The sequence below is a fragment of the Bacillus infantis genome (genome assembly GCF_050107595.1).
Taxonomy (GTDB): domain Bacteria; phylum Bacillota; class Bacilli; order Bacillales; family Cytobacillaceae; genus Bacillus_AB; species Bacillus_AB infantis_C.
On the sequence record NZ_JBNILH010000009.1, the window covers coordinates 13,552 to 37,247 of the forward strand.

Here is a 23,696-nt window from a genome sequence, read left to right on the forward strand (position 1 = left end):
AAAATAGGATGTTTATAACCATTCCATTAGCTCTGGATCTTCTTTTAGAGTTCGCAATAGAGCCTGTCTTTAGAGTCCGTGAAAAACTTTTCAACAGATTGGGCACAATGGCAGCCGGGGCATTGGCGATCACACTACCTTTTGCAGCATGGCTGTTGCTCACTGAGCTTGTCCCCATTGAAGACGAGAGAATCTATACCTTTTCCTGCATTATGTTTACTGTATTCATAGGTTCTGGAGCCGGGAAAAAGTACAGCAAAAGTAAAGAAGAGAAGCAACTATGAGTAAAACTATTCTTAACTCTGCCAAGGTGTCCGCCGCTTTCTATTAATGAAAGCGGCGGATTTTATTTATCCTCTTATTGGGGATACATTTAAATTTCGTAATCCTTTAGTGCAATGAAGGCATTCATCCTGGATATACGGGCCAGAATCCTGCTCTGCTATAAGCGGATGGCTGGGAAGTTGAACCCTGATGTCCATGGGAATATTGGTGCCTGCGCGCCATTTTATTGGATTTGCTGCAGCTATTGGCAGGACCGATATAGGCTGTAGGCTGCACTTGGGCAACCGTCTCTTTCCAGTGGTTTTCATCTATACAGTAGGTGTTTGCCATAATATTGGCCGGTGTAAATTTCAGGATATCAGAACCAAGTATCACTTCAGGCGTCGGTGCATTAAAAATAGCAAGAAGATGCGTGTTGTCCTGCAGGGCTACTTCGTAATGCCACCAGCCTTGCGGTACATTGGCAACCTGTCCTGGTCCGATCGTATAGTTTTGGATGTTCTTTGTAAAAGGATTCAGCAGGGAAACAGTGGCTGTTCCGGATATGCAATAGACCAATTCTGCAGCGTTCTGGTGGTAATGGGGTTCTACAGCATTGCCGGTGCTTAGATATATATCAAGCAGGGAAACATTTTCAAGGGTATTCAGCTGGGCAATCCCCAGAATATTGATAAAGTTATGTCTGTCTTTTTTCATAAGGGGGCTTTTATTCACATCGAAAGCGTACGCAAGGGACGGGGAAGTGTAATCCAGATAAGCAGTCATGTTCATTTTCTCCCAGGGAATGTTATTTCCAATAAACTATGCAGCAATGAGCTGATTGTGCAGGTGCCATTCTGAGAGAAGAATGTCGAAATGTATTGAAGCCTGCCTAAAGGAAATGCTTACTGCCTGTTGAATATAAACACGGACAGAAGTTAAAGGCAGCGCGGAACATACGAAAGGGGAGGCAGAAAAAATGAGCGGAAAGCTGATTATGAGGGAAGAAGGCAATAACCTGGTAATGGAGTGGATTTTTGATGCGCCAAGGGAGGAGGTATTTAAAGCATTCACAGATTCCAAATTGCTGGAAAGCTGGTGGGGTCCTGAGGGCTGGGAAACGAAGAATAAGAAATTTGAATTTGAACCTGGCGGGATATGGCATTATGGTATGACCTGCAAGGACAAAAGCCAGGGCGAATTTTATGGGATGGAATCTTGGGGGCTTGCTGTCTATAAGGAAATCTCGGCACCAGAGAAAATTGTCCATACTGATGCTTTCTCCGATGAAGAAGGAAATATTAATGAATCATTGCCAAAAACCCTGATTACGGCAACATTTAGTGAAGAAGAGGGGAAAACCAAGTATGTGTCCGTCACTGAATTTCCTTCCAGCGGAGCTATCAGGCAGATCATCGATATGGGGGCTGCTGAGGGGTTCTCTTCTCAGCTGAGAAAACTGGATGCACTCTTGTCAGGGAATAAGGTTTAAAATTGAGCGGGGCCGGATCATGGGATTTGGCCTTTTTGTATGAATGGCAGAATAGAAATAAAAACCTGCACCCTCCCTTTATGTTTAAAGATAAATAATTTTATTAAAAAAGTTAAAAATAACGGATATACAGCAGGGAGGGAAATGCATGGAACAGATCCAGCACCAAACAAAAATGAATGCTTCTGAATATGCTGTCATATGGTCGCAATACATAAATGACAGTTTATCAAGCTGTGTGCTTCAGCATATGCTGAAAGATGCAGAAGACAAAAATATCCGGGAAGTGTTTGAGTTCGCCCTTGAACTGTCAGAGCGGCATTTAGAAAAGACTAAAAAGCTCCTGAAAAGTGAGAATCAGCCTCTGCCGATAGGCTTTTCTGAAGAAGATGTAAATGCAGATGCCCCTGGATTATTTACGGATGCTTTTAAAATCGTTTATTTACATATCATGGCACTCCATGGGCTTACAAGATATGCAGGCGCGACGTCAGTATGCTCACGGAAGGATATCAGGCAATACTTTATGCAATGTACCTCAGAAGCTTTGGAGCTGTATGACCGCACTACCGAGGTGGCTCTTCAAAAAGGTATAATTGATAAAGCTCCAACACTCCATAATAAACAGAAAGTGCATTTTATCAAAAACGGTTATATGAAGGGCTGGCTTGGAAAACGCAGGCCCATTAATGCGATTGAAATCAGCGGTGTCTTTCTGAATATGCAGAAGACGATGGTGAAGATGGTATTAGAGCTCGGCTTCAGCCAGGTTTGTAAATCTAACGATGTGAGGGCGTACATGGAAAGGGCAAGAGGGCTTTGTGTGAAGCACTTTGAAATACTTGCATCATTACTGAAAGAAGAGAACCTGCATGTCCCCAAAGTCTTTGAATCGGAAGTAACAGATTCAACTGTGCCGCCATTTTCTGATAAGCTGATGCTTTTCCATATAACTGGCCTTTTGTCGGCAGCGATCAGTTATTATGGCGAAGCAGCCGCCCTCAGCCAAAGAAGGGATATTGTTTCTGCATATACCAGAATGAATGTAGAAATTGCACTGATCGCTGAGGATGGCATGCAGCTTATGATTAAAAATGCCTGGTTTGAAGCACCTCCTGCAGCTGCCGATCATGAAGCTTTGGCTAAGGAGTAATCCGTCACAATACGTATTCTGCTTTTATACTAGGATAAAGAAGCTCGCTGGGGGCTGGTAAGGATCATGCAATGACCAGCTCCCTAAGCAAGAAACAGGTTGACTTTTTCAACTGTAAATATTAAAATTACAGTAGTGACTCTGATATTTTTATTTATTTTTTGCTGTAACTGTAACATTTTATTTTACACTTCAATATAGATAAACTAAAAATCACTATATAAATCTTCATTAAAGGAGTGCATGATTAATGGTCAACCTATATGTATCATCCAGCTGTACATCCTGCCGCAAAGCAAAGGCATGGCTTGAAGAGCATCAAATTGAGTATACTGAGAGGAATATCATTAACGAACCCCTTACTGTTGAAGAAATTAAATCCATTCTGCGCATGACGGAAAATGGGACGGAAGAAATCATTTCAACTAAATCCAAAGCTTATCAGCAGCTGGACATGGAGATCGATTCTCTTCCTCTTAAAGAGCTGTATCAGTTGATTGCTGACAATCCGCAGATGCTGAGAAGGCCGATCATCATTGATGAAAAAAGGCTGCAGGTCGGATATAATGATGAAGAAATCAGAAGTTTCCTTCCGCGGAAACTGCGCACATTCTCATTCATGCAAATGCAGAATTTGGCCAACTGATCTGTGATGCATAAAACAGCAGAATGGCTTGGAACTCTGCTTAGTTAGGAGGCTATCCATGAACAGCGACTTTACACTAGCCATTCACAGCCTGGCCTATCTTGCGCTGCAGCTGGACCGGATGTCTACAAGCGAGGCAATTTCCAAGAGCGCCGGGGTCCATCCTGTACGGATCCGTAAAGTATTGAGCCTGTTAAAAAGGAATGGCTTTATCAAATCCAAGGAAGGCACCGGCGGAGGATTTATTTTTGCAAGGGAGCTGGATGAGGTCAGTTTATGGGATATCTATAAAATCACCTCTGAAGGCGCATTGCAGCCAAAATGTCCGGAATCCAACGAACAATGCATAGTAGGGGCCAATATGCGGAACGTTCTCTTCAGCATCTTCATCGGAGCAGAAGAGCATCTTGGCGAATATTTGAAAGATTATACGATTAAGGACATAGTTGAACTGGTCAATCAGGACAGCAATTAAATATGTTCTTACCGTTTTCCAGGTAAATGCCGGCTCATTGCAGCTGGCATTTTTTCGTTTTATGACAAAGAAGCATATTTCCAGCTTAAATGGCTGTCTTGGCTGCTGTCACTTCATAGATGCCATTCCAGGAGAGTGTTTTTAAGGCTTTTTGGCAGGATTTATAAGACATTGACTTTGAACACGGCATTTATAGTCTGCGTTCTTTTTTGAGTCCGCTTTTCTAATGCATCTTGGAATAATTTGTTCCGTAACACCAAAACCTATTCTTGTATCCCATTATCATGCTGTGCTAAACAAAGTTTCACAGATGGGCCAAAAATCAGCATGGCATGAATAACTGAACTAAATTCAAAGTAAAGGTGTGTATTTGATGGGTGAGAGACAGCGGGAGATGCTTAAGGATATAAGAGAAAAGGCAGGGGCTCTTTCCAGTGAGCAGATTGAATATTGGAAAGAGTATTCGAGCTTTAATGATTGGCAGCTATGGGCAGTAATTATTATTCTTATTGTCCCGCTGATCCTTCTGTATTTTAAAATTGACCGAAGTAAAATACTGCTCCTGGGTTTTTATGGACTGAATTATCATATTTGGTTTGCTTATACGAATTCAATCGGAATCAGGCTGGGTCTGTGGGAGTATCCTTATGAACTGCTGCCTGTCCTCCCGAGCTTTGCCCTGGATGCATCATTTGTTCCCGTTATGTTCATCCTTCTTTACCAGTGGACATTAAACCACAAGAAGAACTTTTATTTATATTCATTGCTATTATCTGCTGTATTTGCTTTTGTCATTAAGCCTATATTAGTCAGCTTAGATTTTTTCAGAATGTTCAAGGGCGTGAATTATTTCCATTTGTTCTTATGTTATATTGCTTTTTTCCTCGTCGCTAAAATCATCACCAATATATTCATTTCCATGCAAAAGAACCGGGCAGAAGTTTAGCTCCCTGAACAATGCTTAAGTGAGGCAGGATAGTGTGCTGCTTTTAGTATTATAGGTATATACAGATAGATAATGAAAAGCAGAGGGGGTCCCTCTGCTTTATGCCATATTCTTACTGCTATTTAGTATTAGTGAAGCCGCCGTCAATTCTGATTACTTCACCATTAATATATTCTGCTTTGGAAGTTAGAAGGAAAGTGACAAGCTCTGCTACTTCTTCCGGTGTTCCTAAACGCTTTTGGGGAATGCCGCCTGTTGCATTCTCCTTCATTTCAGGATTTGCCTCATAAAAGGCCTTAACCATGGGAGTTTCAGTCGGACCTGGAGCAATAGCGTTTACTCTTAAACCATCTTTTGCATACTCAGCAACCATGCTCTTCGTTAATCCAACGATACCATGCTTTGTTGCGGAATATGTTACAACAGAATCCTGCCCGATTACACCTGCACTGGAAGCGGTATTAACGATTGAACCACCGCCTTTTTTCAGCATCTCTTCAGCAACATAGCGGACGCCATACAGCGCTCCCATGAGGTTGATGCCAACAATTTGCTCAATTTCTTCTACGCTTGTGTTAAGAAAAAATTGTCCGCTTCCAGAAATACCGGCATTATTAAAGAAGTAATCTATCTTGCCGAATTCTTCAAGGGCCTTGTCTACATAATTCTTAACTTCTTCTTTCCTGGAAACATCTGCTTTAATAAAGATAGCATCAGCACCCAGCCCTTTAACCATCTCGACTGTTTCATTTCCGCCTTTTTCACTAATATCGACAACAGCTATATCGACACCTTCTTTTGCTAAACGGACGGCAGTGGATTGTCCTATTCCGCTTCCCGCACCTGTTATGATAGCTGTTTTATTGCTGCTCATGTATATTCCTCCTTGCTGTATAAAGAGCTTTGACTTTTTATGTCTACTCTCTAATTTTTCTCTAAATAAAAGCATTTAAACATGTCATCTGACTAATACGGATGCATGGTCTTTTTTCTGCCAGATAAGAGGGCACTGCCTAACAGGGTGCCCCCATAAGTCTTAATTCAAGGATGGCAAACTGTTCGAGGAATATTTTTGAAAATATTGATTGATATTATAGTTATGGTGAACAGATTAATTAATTTTGAAACAGCCATCTAAAAATATTTAATAAGCATTTATAAGGATGATTAGTGATGGAGAATAAAAGGGTCGAAGAATTCGATAATATTGTAGAGATGAATGAAACAGGGCAGGATGCCCTCAATTCGTACTGGATGGATTATTCGCTGTATACATCCTTTGAGTACTGGCTGATGGCGGCATTTTTCTTTGTTCCGCTAATTGTGCTTTATTTCAAAATAGACCGAAGCAAGATTTTTCTGCTTGGTTTTTATGGTTACAGCATCCATGTGTTTTTCAATTATACAGACTGGTATGGTAAAAACAGCGGCTTTTGGAATTACCCGTTTCCGCTGATTCCGGTAACTCCTGGAATATCCATTGATTCGAGCTTAATACCTGTTGTTTTCATGCTTGTCTATCAGTGGACTTTGAACAAAGGAAAGAACTATTATGTATATATCATTCTTACAGCAGTATTTTTAGCGTTTGTCTTTAAGCCATTCTTAATTGCAATTGGCCTTTTTCGAATGTATGGAAACACTCATTATCTTCATTTGTTTGGAGGGTATTTAACTGTTTTATTGACAGCAAAAATGATTACAAATGTTTTTTTGTGGATGGAAAAGCGATACAGCAATCGGCTGGAATAAAAAAATGAAAAATCCCCGCACCTAAAAGGGAGGGGATCTTTAACAGTGATTCTGGGAGAATAATACTGTGATCAACCGGAGTGTCTGTTAGTTCAAAGCCGTTTCAAGCGTTTCTAAATTACGCTCCATTATAGAGAAATAGTCTTCTTTATTTTTAACGTCTTCCTCGGTTACTGCTTCTAGATTATGAAGAGTCAAGCTTTCCGCACCGATTTCATCCTGGATGACTTTTGCAACACGAGATTCAACATTCTGTTCAAACAGGATATAATTCAGTTCATGCTCCCTGGATTCTTCTATAATCCTTGCAAGCTGCTGCTGGCTGGGCTCCTGTGTAGGGGATAAGCCTGCAATCGCGATTTGTTCAAGACCATACCTCTCCTGCCAGTAGCCATAAGCCGCATGGGATACAAGAATGTATTTTGTATTGCTTTCTGCTATCGTTTGTTTAAACTCAGCATCCAATGAAGTAAGCTGTTCTTTCAGAACATTAAAGTTATCCTCAAACTGCTCTTTTGCTTCAGGTTTTAATTCAGCCATACTGTTCTTTATATTTTCCGCTAGTGTTATAGCCTTTGATGGATCAAGCCAAACATGAGGGTCATGATCGCCGTGGTGGTGGCCATCTTCATGGGAGTGTCCCTCTTCAGAGTGGTCATGGTCTTCTCCTTCATGGGAGTGGCCTTCTTCAGAGTGGTCGTGGTCTTCTCCTTCATGGGAGTGTCCCTCTTCAGAGTGGTCATGGTCTTCTCCTTCATGGGAGTGGCCTTCTTCAGAGTGGTCGTGGTCTTCCTCTTCATGAGAGTGTCCTTCGCCTTCATGACTATGTTCATCCGCCGTTTTTAAAAGTTCGATTCCTTCAGCCGCTTTTACAATTTTCACTTTTTCGCCTTGAAGTGTTTTTTCAGCTTTTTCTGCAAATTCTTCAACACCGGCTCCTGTATAGATGAACAGGTCGGCGTCTGCGATATTTGTCATCGTTTTAATATCCGGCTCATAAGAGTGGGCATCAATATTCGGCGGATAAATGCTCTTAACTTCAACTTTATTCCCGCCGATTTTTTTTGCAAAATCCTCTAGAGGAAAAATAGTAGTGAAGACTTGAAGTTTTTCTTCCGTATTTTCCTCACCGGACTTGCCTTCACTATCTGGACCTGAACAGGCTGCCAGGAAAGCAGAAGAGACAAGCAAAGTACTGAGCAAAACATTTTTCCAATTATTCATCTTCATCTTTTTATCTCCTATTCTCTAAACCTTTTATGTTAAGTAATTAGAAATCATTCCGATTTAACTGACAAAAAATAGCTGCGCGCGTATTAAAACGTAATGATTACTATTTGTATTCTAATGCATGAATTTTAAAATAGCAAACAAAGATTTTAAGATTTTTCAAAATTATGTTTGACCTTAAACTAACTTTAAGCTTTAGTATTAGGTATGGAAGAAATTTCCGTATTTTAATGGAGGAGGTCTGTAAAATGACATTTCGTTGGGATGGCGGCTTTATCATGGTTTCATGGGATGGATTCGACGAAGGGGTGGAGTGGTATACAAGGCATTTTGGCTGGAGCTGCCTGGATAAGATCATTTCGCCGGTCGGCAAAAAAGCGTTTTTGAAGATGCCAAGACTGGGGGTTGTTACACTCAAATCTTTTGAAGGGAATTTTGAACACTTTCAAAAGGGGGGCGGCATTGAAGGGCAAGTGAGACTATGTTTTGAAATATTGGATATTGACAGGTCTCTCTCTTATTTTATGAATGAGGGGATTGAAGTAACTCCGATAGCTGAGCTTCCAGGAGGACTAAAGAGTTATGACATTAGTGCATATGAAAAGGCGAGAATCACAGCTGTGTATAATCCTGAAGAAGGAAGTCAATTTCCGGATGCAAGAATCATGGGATTCGGTCCTGTTAATGCAAGAATTGGCGTGAGAAATCTGGATGATGCAATCTCCTGGTATGAGGAGCACTTAGGACTTAAATTGACCAAACGCTTTGGGAGCAAATTTGCTCATATGCAGGTAGAGGATGCATACGATTGGATTCAGCATAAACAAGTATTCCATGACAGTGTATGGCTGGAAACGGCTGCCGGCGCTGCTTTTGAAAAAGGGAACCCTTCAGTCAGGAATTATTTTGATCTTAGGCCTGATGAGTTTTATCAAACATATGAGCTGCTGTCTGAAAAAGGTTTAAGCCCATCCGAAATTGCGGGCAATCCAACAGCAGGCTGGGGCGGGTTCCATTTCTATGACCCTGATGGGAACAGGATCAATGTCTGGTCATATCCCTCATAAAAGAAAGCAGGTACTTCATTGAAAATGAATATACAGATGTTTGCTGAGCGGACCGGGCTTCCTCCGAGTACTCTCCGATTTTATGACCGGAAAAAATTGATTGAGCCAGCAGGCCGCAGTGAAAAAGGCTATCGTATTTATACAGAAGAACAGATACACAAGGCAATGATCATCCATTCTCTCAGGCAGGCTGATATAAAAATAGAAGAAATCCAATCTTATTTGCAAGGTGAAGAAGAAGAGCAGAAGAAATGGATATTCGGATGGAAGCGGGAATTAGAGGAAAAACTTGCGTCTATGAATATCGCAAAGCAGTATTTGAACTCCATGCAAGCTGAAGAGCGGCATCTGCATCTCGTTAAATGGGAGGGGGACAGCTTCTTTATCTGGTTCCGGCGCACTGTTCCAAGAACCTTCCATCCCTTTCAGAATGAGTTGTCTGAAATTATCGAAAGAATGAAGATATTAAGGATTGAAACAAAGTCAGGGGTATTTGTAAGAACTTTAGAATCGAAGGGAGATACAATAACCGGTGAAGTGGGCTGCCTTTTACAAAACCAGCCCTGCAAAGAAATTGGCTGTTATACAGACATGTATACTGAGCGGATTGGCCCAAGTTTATTTGCTGCCGTGGAATGCAATGTGTATGATCCTTTCACCTGCTTCCACTTTATGAGGCAGATTCAGAGGTTTGGATTCAAGGCGGAGGGCAGTAAAATGGAAAAATATGAATCCCCGGAAAGCCGGACGTTCAGTTATCTCATTCCACTTGCTGGATGCTGAAGAAGTTAGCTGATCTCAAAAAAACAAATTGAATGAAGTGAAGATTCCCCTAAAAAAATGAATTATATTTTATATCGTCAGTTTGTTTTTACAATTCAATTCCGTCTTACAGATTGAATAGAAAAAGGGGGATTTTTGTGAAGAGACATAATGATTTGTCTTCCATCAGTAAAGATATGGAGGAGCTTGCATCTTCATTTGAATACATCGTTCAGCCATACAGGGATCAGCTATGGCATTATTGCCGGAAGCTGACGGGATCACCGTGGGACGCGGAAGATTTGCTGCAGGACACCCTGTTAAAGGCATTATCTTCTTTATCAAGGGTTGGGCAGGCAATGAATGCAAAAAGCTACCTGTTCCGGATTGCAACGAATACATGGATGGACCATTTCAGGAAAAGATCGCCTGAGCTGCTTGATATGGAGCTGGAAAAAATTCCGGATGGTGATCTCGTGTCTTATTCAGAAGTGCTTGAAAGTATTGAGATTCTTATTCATCAATTGCCGGCAAAGCAGGCAGCGGCCATTCTTTTAGCAGAGGTATACCGTTTCACCATCCGGGAAACCGCTGAAATCATCGGTTCAACAGAAGGAGGTGTCCAATCTTTGCTTAGCCGGGCGAGAGCTAATCTCAAAAAGCAGAGGGCTGTGCCAGATCTTCCTTTCCAAGAGGCAATGCTGACAGATGAAAAAAAACAAGTCATCCAGCAGTATATGGATTATTTTGTGAGGGGCGATTTCCAGTCTATCGGCCAGCTTCTTGGTGAGTATGCGACAAATGAAGTGGTCGGACAGGGCATGGATATCGGGAAAACACAGATACGGAAGAACTCTATGGGTGACTGGGGGGGCAGTACAGCTGGTCTTTCCGCAAAGCTTGCTGTCTTATGGGGACGGTATACAGTCATCTATACCAGGGATGCCGGTTCAGGCCCTGTTTTATGGGACATTGCCACAGTGGAAATTGAAGAAGGTAAGCTCATCCGGCATAAAAGCTATTATTTTTGCCGGGAATTTCTAGAGGTGGCTGCGGCTGAACTTTCAATAAAGCTTGATACAGAGAAAGAACTGTTTGGACAGGAATGGGAGAGGATCATGGATTATGGAAAGGGTGAAACTTTTTAATCAGAAGATCCCTACTTCATGCAGGTTCAAGGCCGTCTTCCTGGTTCACACAAATTCAGCACAGCCAAACATTAGGTTTACACAAAAAAGCAACCAGCCGGCAAGCTGATTGCTTTTTTGCTTTACTTCTGCGCTGCACCATTCTTCACAGATTCAGCAATCCCGATAACACGTTTTGCCTGATATTTGATCGCGTCCTTATAAGCATCCTTATCGCCAACTATTTCATTGTTCTGGTCGACTGTGACGCTTGCTCCATAAGGATTGCCGCCAGCAGGGAATAAAGACTGATCTGAATATCCTGGTGTTACGACAATGGCACCCCAATGGTACATGGTTGTATAGAGTGAAAGGATGGTTGCCTCCTGCCCGCCATGGGGGTTTTGAGCAGAAGTCATGCCGCTGACAACCTTATTAACTGTTTTTCCCGAGCCCCAGATGCCGCCGGTTGTATCAAGGAACTGCTTCATTTGGGCTGCCATATTCCCGAAACGGGTCGGTGTACTGAAGATAATGGCATCTGCTTCAGCGATATCATCAGGTGTAACTGCAGGAACATCCTTTGTTTCTTCCAAATGAGCTTTCCATGCAGGAACACCTTCAATCACGCTTTTTGGCGCAAGCTCCTGAACTTTGTAGATTGTGGCTTCAGCGCCTGCTTCCTTCGCGCCCTCAGCAGCCCACTGGGCCATCTGATAGTTTGTTCCGGTTGAGCTGTAATAGACAATTGCTAGTTTGACAGTCATAAAAAATCCTCCATTCAAAGCTAAATTAAAATAATTATCCTTCATTGTTTACCCGCTCTTTGAAAGATTATACCTTCAATTTTCAATAGGGAAACTTAGGATTACTTAGGATTGTTGGTGTGTTTTCTTTTGTTTTCAGGAGGAATAATTTTGGATAATAACTCACGGGAAATCTTATTTTGATGATATAGTTTGAATTATCAATCTATTCCGACGACTGTTCGCTCCAGCCCTTTCACCTAAGAAGCAGGATCTGATGAATGAGGAGCTATTATTTGTAAAAATAGTGCCTGGGATGGAATTGCGGCCGTCTATGAAAAAGGGGTGTAAAAGCATTGAATAAACCAGCGGTATTCCGGGTGCCAGAGTCCATTTTTTACGGGAGGGGCTCCTTTGAAAATTTAAGAGCGCAAGCGGCTCTTAGAGGGAAGAAGGCATTGATCATCAGTGATAAAATAATGGAACAGCTTGGGTATGTGACCGGAAGCAGAGGTTTGCTTAATGATGCAGGTATTCAAAGCGCTGTCTATCTGGGTATTGAATCTGAACCCACTGATAAATATGTGTCAGAAGCATTGGAACTTTTTAAAAGTGAGCAGTGCGATCTGGTGATATCCATTGGGGGAGGCAGCTGTATTGATACCGCAAAAGCAATAGCAGTCCTCGCTGCAAATGGCGGCTTTATCGAAGATTATATGGGAGGGAAGAAACTGGCTCTTCAAACACCTGTCCCTCATATTGCTATTCCAACTACAGCTGGTACAGGTTCAGAGGCAACAGATGTAACCGTAATCACCAATACATCCAACAATGTTAAAATGATGATCAAGCAGCCTGCTTTCTTGCCGGATGCTGCGATTGTGGATCCCCTGCTGACAGTATCTTCGCCAAAGAATATCACCGCTGCTACAGGAATTGATGCTCTAAGCCATAGCATTGAAGCATACTTATCTAAAAAAGCACATCCCATGACAGACACGATGGCCATCTCAGCCATGAAGCTCATTGCAGAAAATATTTTAACCGCTTACAATGATGGCGGAAATCTCGATGCACGAGAGAAGATGAGTCTTGGCTCACTTCAGGCGGGAATGGCATTCTCAAATGCTTCAGTCTGCCTTGTCCACGGGATGAGCCGCCGATCGGCGCCTTATTCCATGTGCCTCATGGCATCTCAAATGCCATGCTTTTGCCTGCTGTATTGGAATTCACACAAGAGGCTTGTGCAGAACGTCTTGCTGACATAGGCAGAATCTTTAGGCCTGATTTTAATAAGGGTACCGTTGGGAAGGCAGCTGAAATAGCTGTACATTCTGTAAAAGAGTTATGCAGAAAATTAAATATACCCAACCTAAAAGAGTGGGGGATCGACGGGGAAGCCTTCAAGCAAGCCGTTGGAAAAATGGCTGCAGACGCTATTGACAGCGGCAGCCCGGCTAATAACCCCCAAGTGCCCAGCCAGCTGGAACTGGAGGAACTCTATCATATTTGCTATGACTATAATTTTTCCTCTGAAACTGAGAAGGTGTAAAGGCAGACTGTCACTAATGTTGAAAGGAGCTTTTTAATGGCAACGACATCCGTAAATGTTTTAAGAAACTTTATAAATGGCAAGTGGGTGGATGCAAAAACAGAAAAGTTTGAAGCTGTTCCCAACCCTGCTACCGGTGAGGAACTGGCGCGCACACCGATTTCCACCAAGGAAGATGTGGAGAATGCCGTACAGGCAGCCAGGGAAGCCTAAAAATCATGGAGCAAAACGCCTGTCCCTAAAAGAGCAAGAATTCTATTTAAATATCAGCAGCTTTTAATAGATAATTGGGACGAACTTGCAAAACTGATTACACAGGAAAACGGGAAAAACTATAAAGAAGCGTATGGAGAGGTTCAGCGGGGAATCGAATGTGTGGAGTTTGCTGCAGGAGCCCCATCTCTTATGATGGGAAAGCAGCTGCCCGATATTGCGACAAATATTGAATCCGGCATGTACCGCTATCCTGTAGGCGTCATCGGCGGCATCACGCCTTTCAACTTTCCAATGATGGTTCCTTGCTGGATGTTTCCGCTGGCAATTGCATGCGGAAATACTTTTGTGCTGAAGCCTTCTGAAAGGACTCCAATACTCGCAAACCGGCTGGCAGAGCTGTTTACCGAAGCGGGCCTCCCGGGCGGCGTTTTCAATATTGTTCATGGAGCCCATGAAGTTGTAAACAGCCTTATTGCGCACGAGGATGTACCGGCCATTTCATTTGTAGGCTCCCAGCCTGTCGCCGAGTATATCTATAAATCTGCTTCTGCGAAGGGTAAGCGGGTCCAGGCTCTGGCCGGTGCAAAGAATCATTCGATTGTGATGCCGGATGCGGATCTTGACGGCGCTGTTAAAGAAATTATTGGTGCTGCATATGGGTCAGCAGGGGAAAGGTGTATGGCTTGCTCTGTTGTGGTGGCCGTGGACTCCATTGCTGACGAACTCGTGGCAAAGCTGCAGGAGGAGGCAGACAGCCTGGCAATGGGAAATGGATTGGATGAAGATATTTTCTTAGGCCCTGTCATCCGCCAGGAAAATAAAGAACGGACAAAAAGCTACATTGAAATCGGCGAAAAAGAAGGAGCAGTCCTTATACGTGATGGGCGGAAGGATGAAGCTCAGCATGAAAACGGGTATTTTATCGGACCGACCATCTTTGATCACGTTGAACCATCCATGAAGATTTGGAAAGAAGAAATCTTTGCTCCCGTTCTCTCCATTGTCAGGGTAAAGAGCCTTGAGGAAGCGATTGAGCTGACAAATCTCTCGGATTTTGGCAATGGTGCCTGTCTGTTCACCGACAGCGGAACGAATGTCCGCTATTTCAGAGAAAACATTGAAGTTGGAATGCTCGGCGTTAATATCGGCGTACCTGCTCCTATGGCCTTTTTCCCTTTCTCCGGCTGGAAGAATTCTTTCTATGGAGACCTCCATGCCAATGGCTCTGACGGAGTCGAGTTTTATACCAGAAGAAAGATGCTGACTGCCCGCTGGTAAACGGAATGATAGCTCTCTTAAGACACCTGGAATGAAAATAGGTGTCTTTATTTATGCTCTTTAGTAATGGAGGCGATCTGGCGTAATCGGAAAATATTATTAGGATATCGTTCTGAGCTGGTGTGCCTTTCTTTCTGATTCTAATTCATGGAAATTATATGTATATTTTTAATAATCCTGCGAAAAATAAGAGGGCAAGCTCAAAACCGGGCTTGAAATTTATGTCATGGAGTGCTGCAGATGAGCTATAACGAGTATTGGAATAAAATTTTTCAGCTGAGTGAAGAGATGACTTCCTTGGTTGATTCTTATTGGAAGAGCTATTCCGGTCCTGGTTCATGGCAGTTCTGGGCTGTAGCAGTGCTTCTGGTGCTGCCGCTTGTTTTATTATATTATACAGTCGACCGCAAGAGGATCTTTGAGGTGTTCTTTTTTGGATTTATTGTACACGCGCTTTGGACATATACAGACATTGTGCTCGGTAATTATACCTTGCTCGTTCATACATACTATATGGTGCCGATTTTCCCGCATGCTTTTAATGTAACGATGTCAGTGCTGCCTGCAGGATTTATGCTGATTTATCAGTATTGCACCAGGAATGGAAAAAGTTTTATCCTGTATACCGTTATTCTCAGTGCATTGTATTCTTTTGTATTTGCTTCCATAGAGAAGGCGCTCGGCATGGTCGAGCTGAATAAGGGAATGAACTTGTTTTACTTGTTTTTGATTGATCTTGGCATTGCCTTTATTGCTTATATTGGGACAAGGCTGGTGAGGAGAGCGCAGCTGGGGGCCGATGCAGAATAAATAGAGGAAATAGCAGCTGCCATTTCCTCTTCAAATATTAATTTTCCTCGTAATACTCATCAATGGCCCTCAGCCAATTGGTCCGTGCTACATCTGAAGCTTTATGGGTATTTTTTTCTTCAAAAGCTTTGATGATTTCCTCATGCTCATCAATAGAGCGGGGCTTCAAAATGATTGTTTTATTATAATAAAGCCTCATTACATGGGCCTGCAGCGAAGATACATAGCTGGTGATGTATGGATTGTCCGCTTTTTCAATGATAAGATTGTGCAATTGTTCATCCTGTTTCAGTGCTGAAAAGGTATCGCCCCTTAAGAGGGAATCCGCAAAGGAACGGTTGATGGACCTTAATTTCTCAATCGTCGCGCTGTCCATGGAGGGTGCTGCAAGCTCTGCAGCAAGCGCCTGCAGGGATCCAAGCGGCGGAAGAATCTTTGTGATATCTTCCGGATTAACGGTAGTGACTTGGGTGCCGACGCCTGGGAACATTTCTACGAATCCCTGGACGCTGAGCAGCTGCAGCGCTTCCCTAATGGGGGTGCGGCTGACGCCGAGCGCCTTGGCAAGGTCGGCATCGTTTAATTTTTCCTGCGGCTTTAAGGTGCCGTCAATGATCCATTCTTGGATTTGCAGGAAAGCGCGGTCTTTGGCCGATACGCGTGCAGGAGAAGCAAAATTGGCAGGGATGGGCATCTATCTTCACCTCTAGTATTTTCATAGGTTCTTTAAATTTTACTGGAATATACATTTAGTATAAAGATTTAGAAAGAAAAATTCAATATATTGCATAATTCGACAACTTTCTTTATGCAATATATTGCATACGGTCGAAACGTGTGTTATCTTGAGTTATGCAATATATTACGTAACTATTAAACTTAACTGCTTTTATCATTTTCAGAAATTTGTAAGTTGAGAAAAAACTAAGCAGCGAGAATCTTTCGCATAAAGGAGAATTTGATGGGAACTAAAATACCGTTTTCTTATGTAGTCGCCGTAGGCTTTATGTTGTTTGCACTTTTCTTTGGGGCAGGTAATCTTATTTTCCCTGCGATGCTCGGACAGTCTGCAGGAACCAGTATCTGGTCAGCCAATGCAGGCTTTATAGTAACTGGGGTAGGGCTGCCGCTATTAGGAATATTGGCGCTTGGCTTTTCTGGCAAAAGCGATCTTCAGTCGCTGGCAGGAAGGGTGCATCCAGCATTCAGCGCGGTATTTACGATGCTATTGTATCTGTCCATCGGGCCATTGTTTGCCATTCCACGGACAGCAACCGTTTCATTTGAAATGGGCGTAAAGCCGTTTTTAACTGGTAACAGCACGATTGGACTGATTATCTTTTCTGTTCTGTTTTTTGCAGTTACAGGCTTCTTTTCTTTAAAATCTTCCAAAATCGTTGATATTGTCGGTAAATACCTGACACCGATCCTGCTGATTGTAGTAGGCATTTTGATCATTGCCGCTTTTTTCAATCCAATGGATTCTTTCCAATCACCAGGTGAAAATTATTTAGCTGACACCTTTTTTAAAGGATTCCAGGAAGGCTATCTGACAATGGATGCACTTGCCGCTTTTGTATTTGGGATCATTGTTGTGGATGCAGTAAAAGAAAGAGGAGCCGCTTCAAGAAAAGAAATCATGGTTTCAATAGCTAAAGCTGGCCTTATTGCGGCAGCACTTCTTGCTATTATCTATACCTCGCTGTCTTATATCGGCGCATCGAGCGTGGGTGAGCTCGGCAGGCTTGATAATGGCGGAGCTGTGCTGTCCGGTGCATCAGAATACTACTTTGGTTCATTCGGCGCCCTGCTTTTAAGCATCATTGTTCTTGGTGCATGCCTGACAACGAGCATTGGACTCGTGACGGCTTGTTCATCTTATTTCCATAAAGTGTTTCCATCGGTTTCTTACTCATTATTTGTTGTCATTCTGTCTGTATTCAGCGCTGTAATCTCCAATATAGGACTCAGCCAGCTGATCAGCATTTCCGTTCCTGTTCTTACAGGAATCTATCCTTTAGCCATCTGCCTGATGTTCCTTACCTTCCTGCATCCTCTTTTCAAGGGGAAAAAGGAAGTTTACCAGGTAAGCATGCTGCTCACTTTCATCGTCAGTTTATTCGACGGATTGAAGGCTGCAGGCCTAAGCTTTGGACCTGTTGAGGAGGTATTCAGCGTAATCCTTCCATTATATGAAGTCGGACTTGGATGGGTTATGCCGGCTGCAGTGGGTGCAGTGATCGGATTCTTTGTGGCTGCCATTCGTAGCGGCGGTGTATCGCAGGCGAAAGAAAGCCTTTGATAGAATGAAAAACCTCCTTCGCGGGAGGTTTTTTTGATTTTTGGGTGGGTTGTGGATGGTTTACGAATCGAGGTTGAGAGAATAGCTGTACTATTTTAGGAAGAAGAGAGAATAGTGGTTCCAAAGGCGATAGCTGGAACCACTATTTCAGGAAGAAGTGAAAAAAGTGGTTCTAGAGGAGTGAGCTGGAACCACTATTTCAGGAAGAAGAGAGAATAGTGGTTCTAGAGGAGTGAACTGGAACCACTATTTCAGGAAGAAGAGAGAATAGTGGTTCTAGAGGAGTGAACTGGAACCACTATTTCAGGAAGAAGAGAGAATAGTGGTTCTAGAGATGTGAACTGGAGCAACTATCTCAAGAAAGAGAGAAAATAAAGGTTCTAGAAGTGTGAGCTGGGACCGCAGTTTCAGGCAGAAGAGAGAATAGTAGTTTCTGAAACAAAGAACAGCAAAGTACAAACCCCTCAGCAGGGTAAAAAATCCAAAGTATGGTAAGGTAGTAGTATGACAGAAAAAGGAGTGAGGAAAGATGGTTAATGGGATACCTGAAGTAAAGCTTAATGATGGATTGTCCATTCCTGCGATCGGGCTGGGTACATATCAATTAAAGGGGAGTGCCGGTGTCGAGTCGATCCGTCAAGCGATTGATGAGGGAGGATACCGCCTGCTGGATTCTGCCTATAATTATGAAAATGAGGGTACAGTCGGAGAAGCTGTAAAAAGAAGCTCTGTTTCGAGGGAGGATTTGATCATCACTTCAAAGCTCCCGGGACGCTATCATGAATCTTCAAAAGGGATGATTGCGATTGAAGAATCCCTTTTCAGAGCAGGCCTTGATTATTATGATATTTATTTGATCCATTGGCCAAATCCTAAGAAAGAATTGTATGTTGAAGCTTGGCAAACATTAATAGAAGCAAAGAAAAAAGGGTATGTCCGTTCAATCGGTGTCTGCAATTTCCTGCCGGAGCATCTGGACAGGCTGGAGAAGGAGACCGGAGTTAAACCGAGCATGAACCAGGTCGAATTGCATCCTTATTTCAACCAGGAAGAACAGCGCGCCTATCATGAGAAGAACAATATACTGACAGAGTCCTGGAGCCCGCTTGGCCGCGGCAGCGATGTTCTCGGAAATGAAGATATCCAGAAGATTGCTGAAAAACATGGTAAATCCATTGCCCAGGTGGTTCTCCGCTGGCATTATCAGCTGGGAGCTGTTTCCATTCCTAAATCTTCTTCTGCTGAAAGACAAAAAGAGAATATTTCTATTTTTGACTTTGAATTGGATGGGCAGGATATGGCCACCATTTCTAAATTAAGCCACCCTGGCGGCAGGCTGCATGACCAGGACCCGGCACAATATGAAGAATTTTAATAAAAAATGAGCTGGCTTCAGCTCATTTTTTTATGCCCAAATTTTAGTGAATGGGGGGGAATGCCTGCTTTCCTTGTCGAAATAAGGTGTTAAAAGGAAGGAAGGAGCTGGCAGAATGCAGACGAATTTGAAACGTGAAAAAAGGATAGTTGAGATGGAGGAGGTTCATCTTATCGGCTTTCGCGTACTTTGTGAGGGATGCCAATACTTAGAAGAAATCCCCAAGGCAGCTAAAAGGCTTCTGGAGCGGGTCTCCGAAATCCAAGGTGTGAAGGATGGCGGACGGCAGATTGGGGCATTTGTAGCAGAAGCTGCTTCAGAGCATGAAGATGGTTATTGGATTGGGGTTGAAGCGGACCGGAACAATCCGGTACCAGAAGGAATGACGAGTCTGACTGTCCGGCCTCAAGGGTATGCTGCCATCCATCATCATGGGCCGAACACCGATATCCGGCAAAGCTATGAAATATTGCACAGGTGGATGGAAGCAGAGGGATATGAAAGGGCCAAAGACTGCTGGAATCTGGAGATTTAAGAACATAATAGTGATCCTGACAATACTGAAAATGTGGACGTGGAGCTATTGGAAGCCATTAAATAAAGAAAGCCCGGATTATTTCCAGGCCATTCCATCTTATCTTTTTATCGGGCGCTGCAGCGTCAGGATTTCTTCTTCCAGTGAAGCAAATTGCTGTTCCACAACGGTTTTGGCATCTGAAACGGCACTATTATAAAAATGAGGGGCAAGTGTCTGTTTTACAAAATCGAGCACCCTTTCAGCCGCAAATTCTGTTATATCTTCGTCACGCTCCTGCAGGAAAAACTCCTGTATATCGGAAATCATGGTTTGCTGCTGTTCTTTCGTCAGTTTAATGAACATATTTATCACTCCTTCGCACTTACTATAGTACAGATGGCGGAGCAAATCCAAGACTGTTATTTTCCTGAAATTTATGTACAGCAGGTAAATGATAAATGCCTGGAATAGAATATTAAAGATTATAAACAGAAGGGGGAGTAAGGGATGAATTTTAAGCTGATTGAAGCAATGGAAGTGCTGGAGCGGACACCCCGGGTCTTGGAACTTTTTTTGGAAGGGCTGTCTCCAGGATGGCTTGAGGCCAATGAAGGAGAAGGAACCTGGAATCCTGTCGAAGTGGTCGATCATCTGATAGAGGGAGAAAAGCATAACTGGGTGCCTCGCCTTAAGTTTATGCTGGAAAAAGGGGAAGAAGAGCCTTTTCCTCCTTTTGACCGTTTTTCCCACTTGGAAAAGGAGGAACAGACTGTAGCCCGGAAGCTTAAAGAATTTAAAGAGATGAGAGCTGAAAACCTTTCTCTTCTGCGGGAACTAATGGGGAGTGAAGACAGGCTCGAAGCTGCAGGAAAGCACCCTGCATTTGGAACCGTGAAGGCGAGGGAACTGGTTTCCACCTGGGCAGTGCATGATCTTACCCATCTTGCACAGATTACAAGGGTTATGGCAGAAAGATATCGTGAGGATGTCGGACCATGGGTGGAGTATCTGGGTATACTCAGCAGAAATCGAAATGCCGGGTCAGGAGAAGAAAAGTGAGAATCCGAAGAATGTTCATTTCGTTAAGCCTTCTATTTCTTTTGATTGCAGCATATCCAGGCACTGCTGGGGCGACCAAATGGTCGAGCAGCTTTATTGTGTGGGAAGGCTATCAGTATACAGTACAGGATGAATATATAGAAGAAAGTGAAATTGAGTCAGAAATTGGGCGAGTAACAGCTTATTCTGATATGCAGCCTTTGGGCGGTAATTTTTCCAATGAGTTCCGGGAAGGAAGCAAATACTTCTCGATAAAAGGAGTCAGTACCGAAGAATCGATTGCAGTGGAAGCAGGGAGCGGGACATATGCAAGAGCTGACAGGGGTATAGAGTATACATTTGCAAATGAGGAAAAAAATTCAAAGCTGCTGCTTATCCCTGGTCTTGTTGTTATTTTTGTTCTGCTGATGGCGGGTACAGTGATTGCAGAAACAAAGCTTAAGAAATAAGGAGGGGCCATGGCTAAATATATCAGCATTTTTTTCTGGGGATCTGGTCCAGCAACATCTTGTTTTATATTTTTACAAGCCTTGTTGCTGACAGTTCACCGGGAGAATTCGCGGCAATGACTTTTGGCTGCATAAATTTGATCTTATGTGCTTTTTTGATTGCACTCTTGTATTAATAGATCTAATAAAAAATCTGAAATAGGCACCCATGAAGCTTATATTCTGCGGCAGCTGCGATTATTTGGGCTGCTGCCGCAATCGAAATTTTCAAAGATGGTTTCAGTCAATGCAATTGAATTGCCTCTTATGCTTAAGAAGCATGATCCAGGATAATGGAAACGAGCAGTCCAAGGGAGGCGACAAGCCCTGTAACAGGACCGCTGTCTTCATAGGCTTCAGGCATCATCGTCGAAGCGATCATGCTGATGATGCCTCCCCCTGCAAAAGAAGCAATCCCCGCCATCACTTCAGCAGGGGCCCCGGCAAGAAGGCTGTAGCCTGAGAGTGATGCAATGGCAGAGATAGCGAGGACAGTGAACCAGAGCAGAAATATCTTTGCATTGGAATAGCCGCTTTTTTTCATGCCGGCAGTACTGGAGAGGCCTTCAGGAATATTGCTGATAAATATGGCGGCGACTAAAAGGAAGCTGACTGACTGGCCCTCAATCAAACTGGCTCCGATCATGATCGATTCAGGAATTGCATCAATTACGGTGCCGATGAAAATGGCCAATCCTCCGCTTCGCGCAGCCATATGGCTGGACCGTTTCCGTTTATCTGCACCTCTCCGGGAAACAATGCTGTCCAGGATGGTAAAAAGGAGGGCACCCGAGAGAAATCCGATGCTTGTGGCTAGGATTCCTCCTTCAATGACGGCATTTCCAATCAGTTCATAAGATGCTGCACCGATCAGGACTCCTGTCCCGAATGCCATGATCAGCCCGATGACCTTTTGAGGGATTTGTAGCAGCATTGATGACATTGCCCCCAATAGGACAGCAGATCCTGATATTCCTCCCCACAACAATGCATTCCACATGCCGGCTCCTCCCCGTTATTGAAGCTCTCTTCATTCTCTTTATAGAGTGCACAGTTGAGGGCTAAACATGCCTATTTTGAATGTCGTTTAAGATGGCTAGGCACCGGCCAGTTTGTTATTGCGGCTCCAGTATCTATGCAAGGAAGTCAATAAAGTCCAAATTTCTGTAAAATGAGAGGACATTTCGGTGTCCAGTTCAAAAAGGATGAAAGCTTTCTTTTCGTATTTAATGATGGCATAGGGAATTTTTTGCTGATTCGAAAGGGTGAGGGTAATTTCGGTCTGCGGGTATCTCTCCAGTAATTCCAGGAGATTTTTTAGGTGGTCTTCTTCCAATCTCAGGACTCCTTCATTTAAATGGCTTTAATAAAAAGAATAGCAGAGGTTGAGTGTGGTTTCCTGTTTGGATGTGTTGGGGTATGTTTTTTCTGGTGCTTTCTTCATTATATTGCTAAAAGCCTAACACCATGCAGCATTAGCTATATCGCCACCTTTTCATCAACTCCAGATAATGTTTAAGGTGTGATTTAGGGAATCGGCTAAAAGTGCAGCTATTGTATTTTCTAAAAAACCCGTCATTTTTTCAATTTATAATATCCCGGCAAAAAAGGAGAGGCATCCGGGCCGCTCCTTATCTTTGCCGGCACACAGCCGTCACATATTCGTTTTAGGATTAGTGTTAATTCTTCCCTTAGTATTTTCTTTTTCATGCCCATGAACCTGATCTCCGCCATCTCCCTTTTCCTTGGCAATCTTTCCTCCAAGGCTTACATTGGGAAATTCTTTTTCCGCCATTCCAATCACCTCCATAAAAGTAAAATAACCAATCGGAAAGGTTTTTATTTTGGTGCAATACTGGCTGTTTTATGCTGCTGTTTCAAGTCGTTGACTTTTTGCTGAATATGATATCTAATAGTATTAGATAAATTAAATCAAAAGGTGCTGGTTATGGATTATAAGGGTTTGGTAGATGAATTTTTCCAGAATATAAGCAAATCACCGAAGATGCCTTTCCAAAAGAAGGTCAATGATCTTTCCCATGGAGAAAGGAGTATATTGGGTTACCTGACCTTTATTCATAATGACGTTACTTCTGGTGAACTGAGTGAAAAGCTGTGCCTTTCGACTCCAAGAATAGCTGCTGCATTAAAGAACCTGGCAAAGAAGGGGTATATCGAGCGAAGCAGGAATGATAAAGACAAGCGGCTTGTCATCGTTTCGATTACACCAATCGGCAGGACTTTTGTGATGGAAGAGCATGAAGAAGCTAAAAGAATTGTCGAGCAGACCTTCAGAAAGCTTGGAGAACATGATGCAAAAGAGTTCGTCCGCATTGTGAAACGCATTGAAGAAATCCATAAAGAAATGGAATGATCTTCAGCCGCTCAATGCGGTATATCCGGACTAATATCTAATACTGTTAGATAAAGAAATATCAA

At 43.0% G+C, this 23,696-nt stretch carries 26 protein-coding genes and 2 pseudogenes; 19 read left to right on the forward strand and 9 right to left on the reverse strand.

Features of this window, described 5'->3' with window-relative positions:
- Positions 1-8 precede the first annotated feature (8 nt).
- The gene (locus ACQCVH_RS18020) at positions 9-284 is read left to right on the forward strand and encodes a hypothetical protein (protein ID WP_426836992.1); all 276 of its coding nucleotides are present in this window, start codon (positions 9-11) and stop codon (positions 282-284) included.
- 124 nt (positions 285-408) lie between these two features.
- On the opposite strand, the gene ACQCVH_RS18025 is transcribed toward ACQCVH_RS18020, so the two are convergent.
- On the reverse strand, positions 409-1,050 hold the full coding sequence (locus ACQCVH_RS18025; protein WP_426836993.1) for a cupin domain-containing protein: 642 nt from the start codon (positions 1,048-1,050) through the stop codon (positions 409-411).
- Positions 1,051-1,243: 193 nt separating this feature from the next.
- Between ACQCVH_RS18025 and ACQCVH_RS18030 the strand changes: the two genes are divergently transcribed.
- From ACQCVH_RS18030 to ACQCVH_RS18050, 5 genes are all read left to right on the forward strand, one after another.
- Positions 1,244-1,756, forward strand: coding sequence for an SRPBCC family protein (locus ACQCVH_RS18030; RefSeq protein WP_426836994.1), 513 nt, complete (start codon positions 1,244-1,246; stop codon positions 1,754-1,756).
- A gap of 148 nt (positions 1,757-1,904) precedes the next feature.
- The gene (locus ACQCVH_RS18035; RefSeq protein WP_306009151.1) at positions 1,905-2,909 is read left to right on the forward strand and encodes a DUF3231 family protein; all 1,005 of its coding nucleotides are present in this window, start codon (positions 1,905-1,907) and stop codon (positions 2,907-2,909) included.
- A gap of 250 nt (positions 2,910-3,159) precedes the next feature.
- Positions 3,160-3,555, forward strand: coding sequence for a transcriptional regulator SpxA (gene spxA, locus ACQCVH_RS18040; protein WP_426836995.1), 396 nt, complete (start codon positions 3,160-3,162; stop codon positions 3,553-3,555).
- A 58-nt stretch (positions 3,556-3,613) separates the two neighbouring features.
- On the forward strand, positions 3,614-4,030 hold the full coding sequence (locus tag ACQCVH_RS18045) for an RrF2 family transcriptional regulator (protein ID WP_009793461.1): 417 nt from the start codon (positions 3,614-3,616) through the stop codon (positions 4,028-4,030).
- Between the two features lie 373 nt (positions 4,031-4,403).
- On the forward strand, positions 4,404-4,976 hold the full coding sequence (locus ACQCVH_RS18050) for a hypothetical protein (RefSeq protein WP_129612699.1): 573 nt from the start codon (positions 4,404-4,406) through the stop codon (positions 4,974-4,976).
- A 118-nt stretch (positions 4,977-5,094) separates the two neighbouring features.
- On the opposite strand, the gene ACQCVH_RS18055 is transcribed toward ACQCVH_RS18050, so the two are convergent.
- Entirely contained in the window at positions 5,095-5,850 is a 756-nt protein-coding gene (locus ACQCVH_RS18055; RefSeq protein ID WP_426836996.1) for an SDR family NAD(P)-dependent oxidoreductase, read from the reverse strand.
- Between the two features lie 299 nt (positions 5,851-6,149).
- Here ACQCVH_RS18055 and ACQCVH_RS18060 point away from each other — a divergent pair, with 299 nt between their 5' ends.
- Positions 6,150-6,728, forward strand: a complete 579-nt coding sequence (locus ACQCVH_RS18060) for a hypothetical protein (RefSeq protein WP_426836997.1) — start codon at positions 6,150-6,152, stop codon at positions 6,726-6,728.
- Between the two features lie 87 nt (positions 6,729-6,815).
- Here ACQCVH_RS18060 and ACQCVH_RS18065 read toward each other — a convergent pair whose 3' ends face one another.
- The gene (locus tag ACQCVH_RS18065; RefSeq protein ID WP_426836998.1) at positions 6,816-7,958 is read right to left on the reverse strand and encodes a metal ABC transporter solute-binding protein, Zn/Mn family; all 1,143 of its coding nucleotides are present in this window, start codon (positions 7,956-7,958) and stop codon (positions 6,816-6,818) included.
- Between the two features lie 248 nt (positions 7,959-8,206).
- Between ACQCVH_RS18065 and ACQCVH_RS18070 the strand changes: the two genes are divergently transcribed.
- The 3 genes from ACQCVH_RS18070 (at position 8,207) to ACQCVH_RS18080 (ending at position 10,935) form a co-directional block, all read left to right on the forward strand.
- The gene (locus ACQCVH_RS18070) at positions 8,207-9,025 is read left to right on the forward strand and encodes a VOC family protein (protein ID WP_426836999.1); all 819 of its coding nucleotides are present in this window, start codon (positions 8,207-8,209) and stop codon (positions 9,023-9,025) included.
- 24 nt (positions 9,026-9,049) lie between these two features.
- Positions 9,050-9,808 carry a MerR family transcriptional regulator gene (locus tag ACQCVH_RS18075; RefSeq protein ID WP_426837190.1) on the forward strand — a complete coding sequence of 253 codons (759 nt, stop codon included), beginning with the start codon at positions 9,050-9,052 and terminating at the stop codon, positions 9,806-9,808.
- A 137-nt stretch (positions 9,809-9,945) separates the two neighbouring features.
- A complete protein-coding gene (locus tag ACQCVH_RS18080) occupies positions 9,946-10,935 on the forward strand; it encodes a sigma-70 family RNA polymerase sigma factor (RefSeq protein ID WP_426837000.1) in 990 nt (329 codons plus the stop codon).
- A gap of 122 nt (positions 10,936-11,057) precedes the next feature.
- Here ACQCVH_RS18080 and wrbA read toward each other — a convergent pair whose 3' ends face one another.
- The gene (wrbA, locus tag ACQCVH_RS18085; RefSeq protein ID WP_426837001.1) at positions 11,058-11,681 is read right to left on the reverse strand and encodes an NAD(P)H:quinone oxidoreductase; all 624 of its coding nucleotides are present in this window, start codon (positions 11,679-11,681) and stop codon (positions 11,058-11,060) included.
- 335 nt (positions 11,682-12,016) lie between these two features.
- Between wrbA and ACQCVH_RS18090 the strand changes: the two are divergent.
- The 3 genes and pseudogenes from ACQCVH_RS18090 to ACQCVH_RS18100 all read left to right on the forward strand — a co-directional run bounded on the left by ACQCVH_RS18090 (position 12,017) and on the right by ACQCVH_RS18100 (position 15,516).
- Positions 12,017-13,212: pseudogene (locus ACQCVH_RS18090) on the forward strand (iron-containing alcohol dehydrogenase).
- Positions 13,213-13,248: 36 nt separating this feature from the next.
- A pseudogene (locus ACQCVH_RS18095) lies at positions 13,249-14,706 on the forward strand (CoA-acylating methylmalonate-semialdehyde dehydrogenase).
- 240 nt (positions 14,707-14,946) lie between these two features.
- Positions 14,947-15,516 (forward strand): hypothetical protein, encoded by a 570-nt coding sequence (locus tag ACQCVH_RS18100; RefSeq protein WP_426837002.1) that lies wholly within the window; start codon positions 14,947-14,949, stop codon positions 15,514-15,516.
- A gap of 37 nt (positions 15,517-15,553) precedes the next feature.
- On the opposite strand, the gene ACQCVH_RS18105 is transcribed toward ACQCVH_RS18100, so the two are convergent.
- A complete protein-coding gene (locus ACQCVH_RS18105) occupies positions 15,554-16,210 on the reverse strand; it encodes a GntR family transcriptional regulator (protein ID WP_426837003.1) in 657 nt (218 codons plus the stop codon).
- 267 nt (positions 16,211-16,477) lie between these two features.
- Here ACQCVH_RS18105 and brnQ point away from each other — a divergent pair, with 267 nt between their 5' ends.
- The 3 genes from brnQ (at position 16,478) to ACQCVH_RS18120 (ending at position 19,728) form a co-directional block, all read left to right on the forward strand.
- A complete protein-coding gene (gene brnQ, locus ACQCVH_RS18110) occupies positions 16,478-17,818 on the forward strand; it encodes a branched-chain amino acid transport system II carrier protein (protein ID WP_426837004.1) in 1,341 nt (446 codons plus the stop codon).
- 529 nt (positions 17,819-18,347) lie between these two features.
- Complete coding sequence (locus tag ACQCVH_RS18115; RefSeq protein ID WP_426837005.1) at positions 18,348-19,193, forward strand: aldo/keto reductase; 846 nt, start codon at positions 18,348-18,350, stop codon at positions 19,191-19,193.
- A gap of 115 nt (positions 19,194-19,308) precedes the next feature.
- Positions 19,309-19,728, forward strand: a complete 420-nt coding sequence (locus ACQCVH_RS18120; RefSeq protein WP_426837006.1) for a GyrI-like domain-containing protein — start codon at positions 19,309-19,311, stop codon at positions 19,726-19,728.
- A 99-nt stretch (positions 19,729-19,827) separates the two neighbouring features.
- Here the strand turns inward: ACQCVH_RS18120 and ACQCVH_RS18125 are convergent, their stop codons facing one another.
- Positions 19,828-20,073, reverse strand: a complete 246-nt coding sequence (locus ACQCVH_RS18125; RefSeq protein WP_426837007.1) for a DUF2164 domain-containing protein — start codon at positions 20,071-20,073, stop codon at positions 19,828-19,830.
- Between the two features lie 144 nt (positions 20,074-20,217).
- Between ACQCVH_RS18125 and ACQCVH_RS18130 the strand changes: the two genes are divergently transcribed.
- Positions 20,218-20,769 (forward strand): DinB family protein, encoded by a 552-nt coding sequence (locus tag ACQCVH_RS18130; RefSeq protein WP_426837008.1) that lies wholly within the window; start codon positions 20,218-20,220, stop codon positions 20,767-20,769.
- Positions 20,766-21,218, forward strand: a complete 453-nt coding sequence (locus ACQCVH_RS18135; protein ID WP_426837009.1) for a hypothetical protein — start codon at positions 20,766-20,768, stop codon at positions 21,216-21,218. The genes ACQCVH_RS18130 and ACQCVH_RS18135 overlap by 4 nt, the downstream gene beginning before the upstream one ends.
- Positions 21,219-21,528: 310 nt before the next feature.
- Here the strand turns inward: ACQCVH_RS18135 and ACQCVH_RS18140 are convergent, their stop codons facing one another.
- From ACQCVH_RS18140 to ACQCVH_RS18150, 3 genes are all read right to left on the reverse strand, one after another.
- Complete coding sequence (locus ACQCVH_RS18140) at positions 21,529-22,257, reverse strand: ZIP family metal transporter (protein WP_426837010.1); 729 nt, start codon at positions 22,255-22,257, stop codon at positions 21,529-21,531.
- Between the two features lie 96 nt (positions 22,258-22,353).
- Positions 22,354-22,593 carry a hypothetical protein gene (locus tag ACQCVH_RS18145; protein WP_426837011.1) on the reverse strand — a complete coding sequence of 80 codons (240 nt, stop codon included), beginning with the start codon at positions 22,591-22,593 and terminating at the stop codon, positions 22,354-22,356.
- 318 nt (positions 22,594-22,911) lie between these two features.
- Positions 22,912-23,052 carry a hypothetical protein gene (locus ACQCVH_RS18150; protein ID WP_426837012.1) on the reverse strand — a complete coding sequence of 47 codons (141 nt, stop codon included), beginning with the start codon at positions 23,050-23,052 and terminating at the stop codon, positions 22,912-22,914.
- A 153-nt stretch (positions 23,053-23,205) separates the two neighbouring features.
- On the opposite strand from ACQCVH_RS18150, the gene ACQCVH_RS18155 reads away from it, so the two are divergent.
- Entirely contained in the window at positions 23,206-23,631 is a 426-nt protein-coding gene (locus tag ACQCVH_RS18155) for a MarR family winged helix-turn-helix transcriptional regulator (RefSeq protein WP_426837013.1), read from the forward strand.
- Positions 23,632-23,696 lie beyond the last annotated feature (65 nt).

Coding starts and splice junctions, on each gene's coding strand:
- ACQCVH_RS18020 (WP_426836992.1), top strand. CDS start 9: ATGTTTATAACCATTCCATTAGCTCTGGATCTTCTTTTAGAGTTCGCA.
- spxA (WP_426836995.1), top strand. CDS start 3,160: ATGGTCAACCTATATGTATCATCCAGCTGTACATCCTGCCGCAAAGCA.
- ACQCVH_RS18155 (WP_426837013.1), top strand. CDS start 23,206: ATGGATTATAAGGGTTTGGTAGATGAATTTTTCCAGAATATAAGCAAA.
- ACQCVH_RS18130 (WP_426837008.1), top strand. CDS start 20,218: ATGAATTTTAAGCTGATTGAAGCAATGGAAGTGCTGGAGCGGACACCC.
- ACQCVH_RS18100 (WP_426837002.1), top strand. CDS start 14,947: ATGAGCTATAACGAGTATTGGAATAAAATTTTTCAGCTGAGTGAAGAG.
- ACQCVH_RS18070 (WP_426836999.1), top strand. CDS start 8,207: ATGACATTTCGTTGGGATGGCGGCTTTATCATGGTTTCATGGGATGGA.
- ACQCVH_RS18125 (WP_426837007.1), bottom strand. CDS start 20,073: ATGTTCATTAAACTGACGAAAGAACAGCAGCAAACCATGATTTCCGAT.
- ACQCVH_RS18050 (WP_129612699.1), top strand. CDS start 4,404: ATGGGTGAGAGACAGCGGGAGATGCTTAAGGATATAAGAGAAAAGGCA.
- ACQCVH_RS18140 (WP_426837010.1), bottom strand. CDS start 22,257: ATGTGGAATGCATTGTTGTGGGGAGGAATATCAGGATCTGCTGTCCTA.
- ACQCVH_RS18055 (WP_426836996.1), bottom strand. CDS start 5,850: ATGAGCAGCAATAAAACAGCTATCATAACAGGTGCGGGAAGCGGAATA.
- ACQCVH_RS18105 (WP_426837003.1), bottom strand. CDS start 16,210: ATGCCCATCCCTGCCAATTTTGCTTCTCCTGCACGCGTATCGGCCAAA.
- ACQCVH_RS18035 (WP_306009151.1), top strand. CDS start 1,905: ATGGAACAGATCCAGCACCAAACAAAAATGAATGCTTCTGAATATGCT.
- ACQCVH_RS18045 (WP_009793461.1), top strand. CDS start 3,614: ATGAACAGCGACTTTACACTAGCCATTCACAGCCTGGCCTATCTTGCG.
- ACQCVH_RS18060 (WP_426836997.1), top strand. CDS start 6,150: ATGGAGAATAAAAGGGTCGAAGAATTCGATAATATTGTAGAGATGAAT.
- ACQCVH_RS18030 (WP_426836994.1), top strand. CDS start 1,244: ATGAGCGGAAAGCTGATTATGAGGGAAGAAGGCAATAACCTGGTAATG.
- ACQCVH_RS18150 (WP_426837012.1), bottom strand. CDS start 23,052: ATGGCGGAAAAAGAATTTCCCAATGTAAGCCTTGGAGGAAAGATTGCC.
- ACQCVH_RS18115 (WP_426837005.1), top strand. CDS start 18,348: ATGGTTAATGGGATACCTGAAGTAAAGCTTAATGATGGATTGTCCATT.
- wrbA (WP_426837001.1), bottom strand. CDS start 11,681: ATGACTGTCAAACTAGCAATTGTCTATTACAGCTCAACCGGAACAAAC.
- ACQCVH_RS18120 (WP_426837006.1), top strand. CDS start 19,309: ATGCAGACGAATTTGAAACGTGAAAAAAGGATAGTTGAGATGGAGGAG.
- ACQCVH_RS18075 (WP_426837190.1), top strand. CDS start 9,050: ATGAATATACAGATGTTTGCTGAGCGGACCGGGCTTCCTCCGAGTACT.
- ACQCVH_RS18065 (WP_426836998.1), bottom strand. CDS start 7,958: ATGAAGATGAATAATTGGAAAAATGTTTTGCTCAGTACTTTGCTTGTC.
- brnQ (WP_426837004.1), top strand. CDS start 16,478: ATGGGAACTAAAATACCGTTTTCTTATGTAGTCGCCGTAGGCTTTATG.
- ACQCVH_RS18025 (WP_426836993.1), bottom strand. CDS start 1,050: ATGACTGCTTATCTGGATTACACTTCCCCGTCCCTTGCGTACGCTTTC.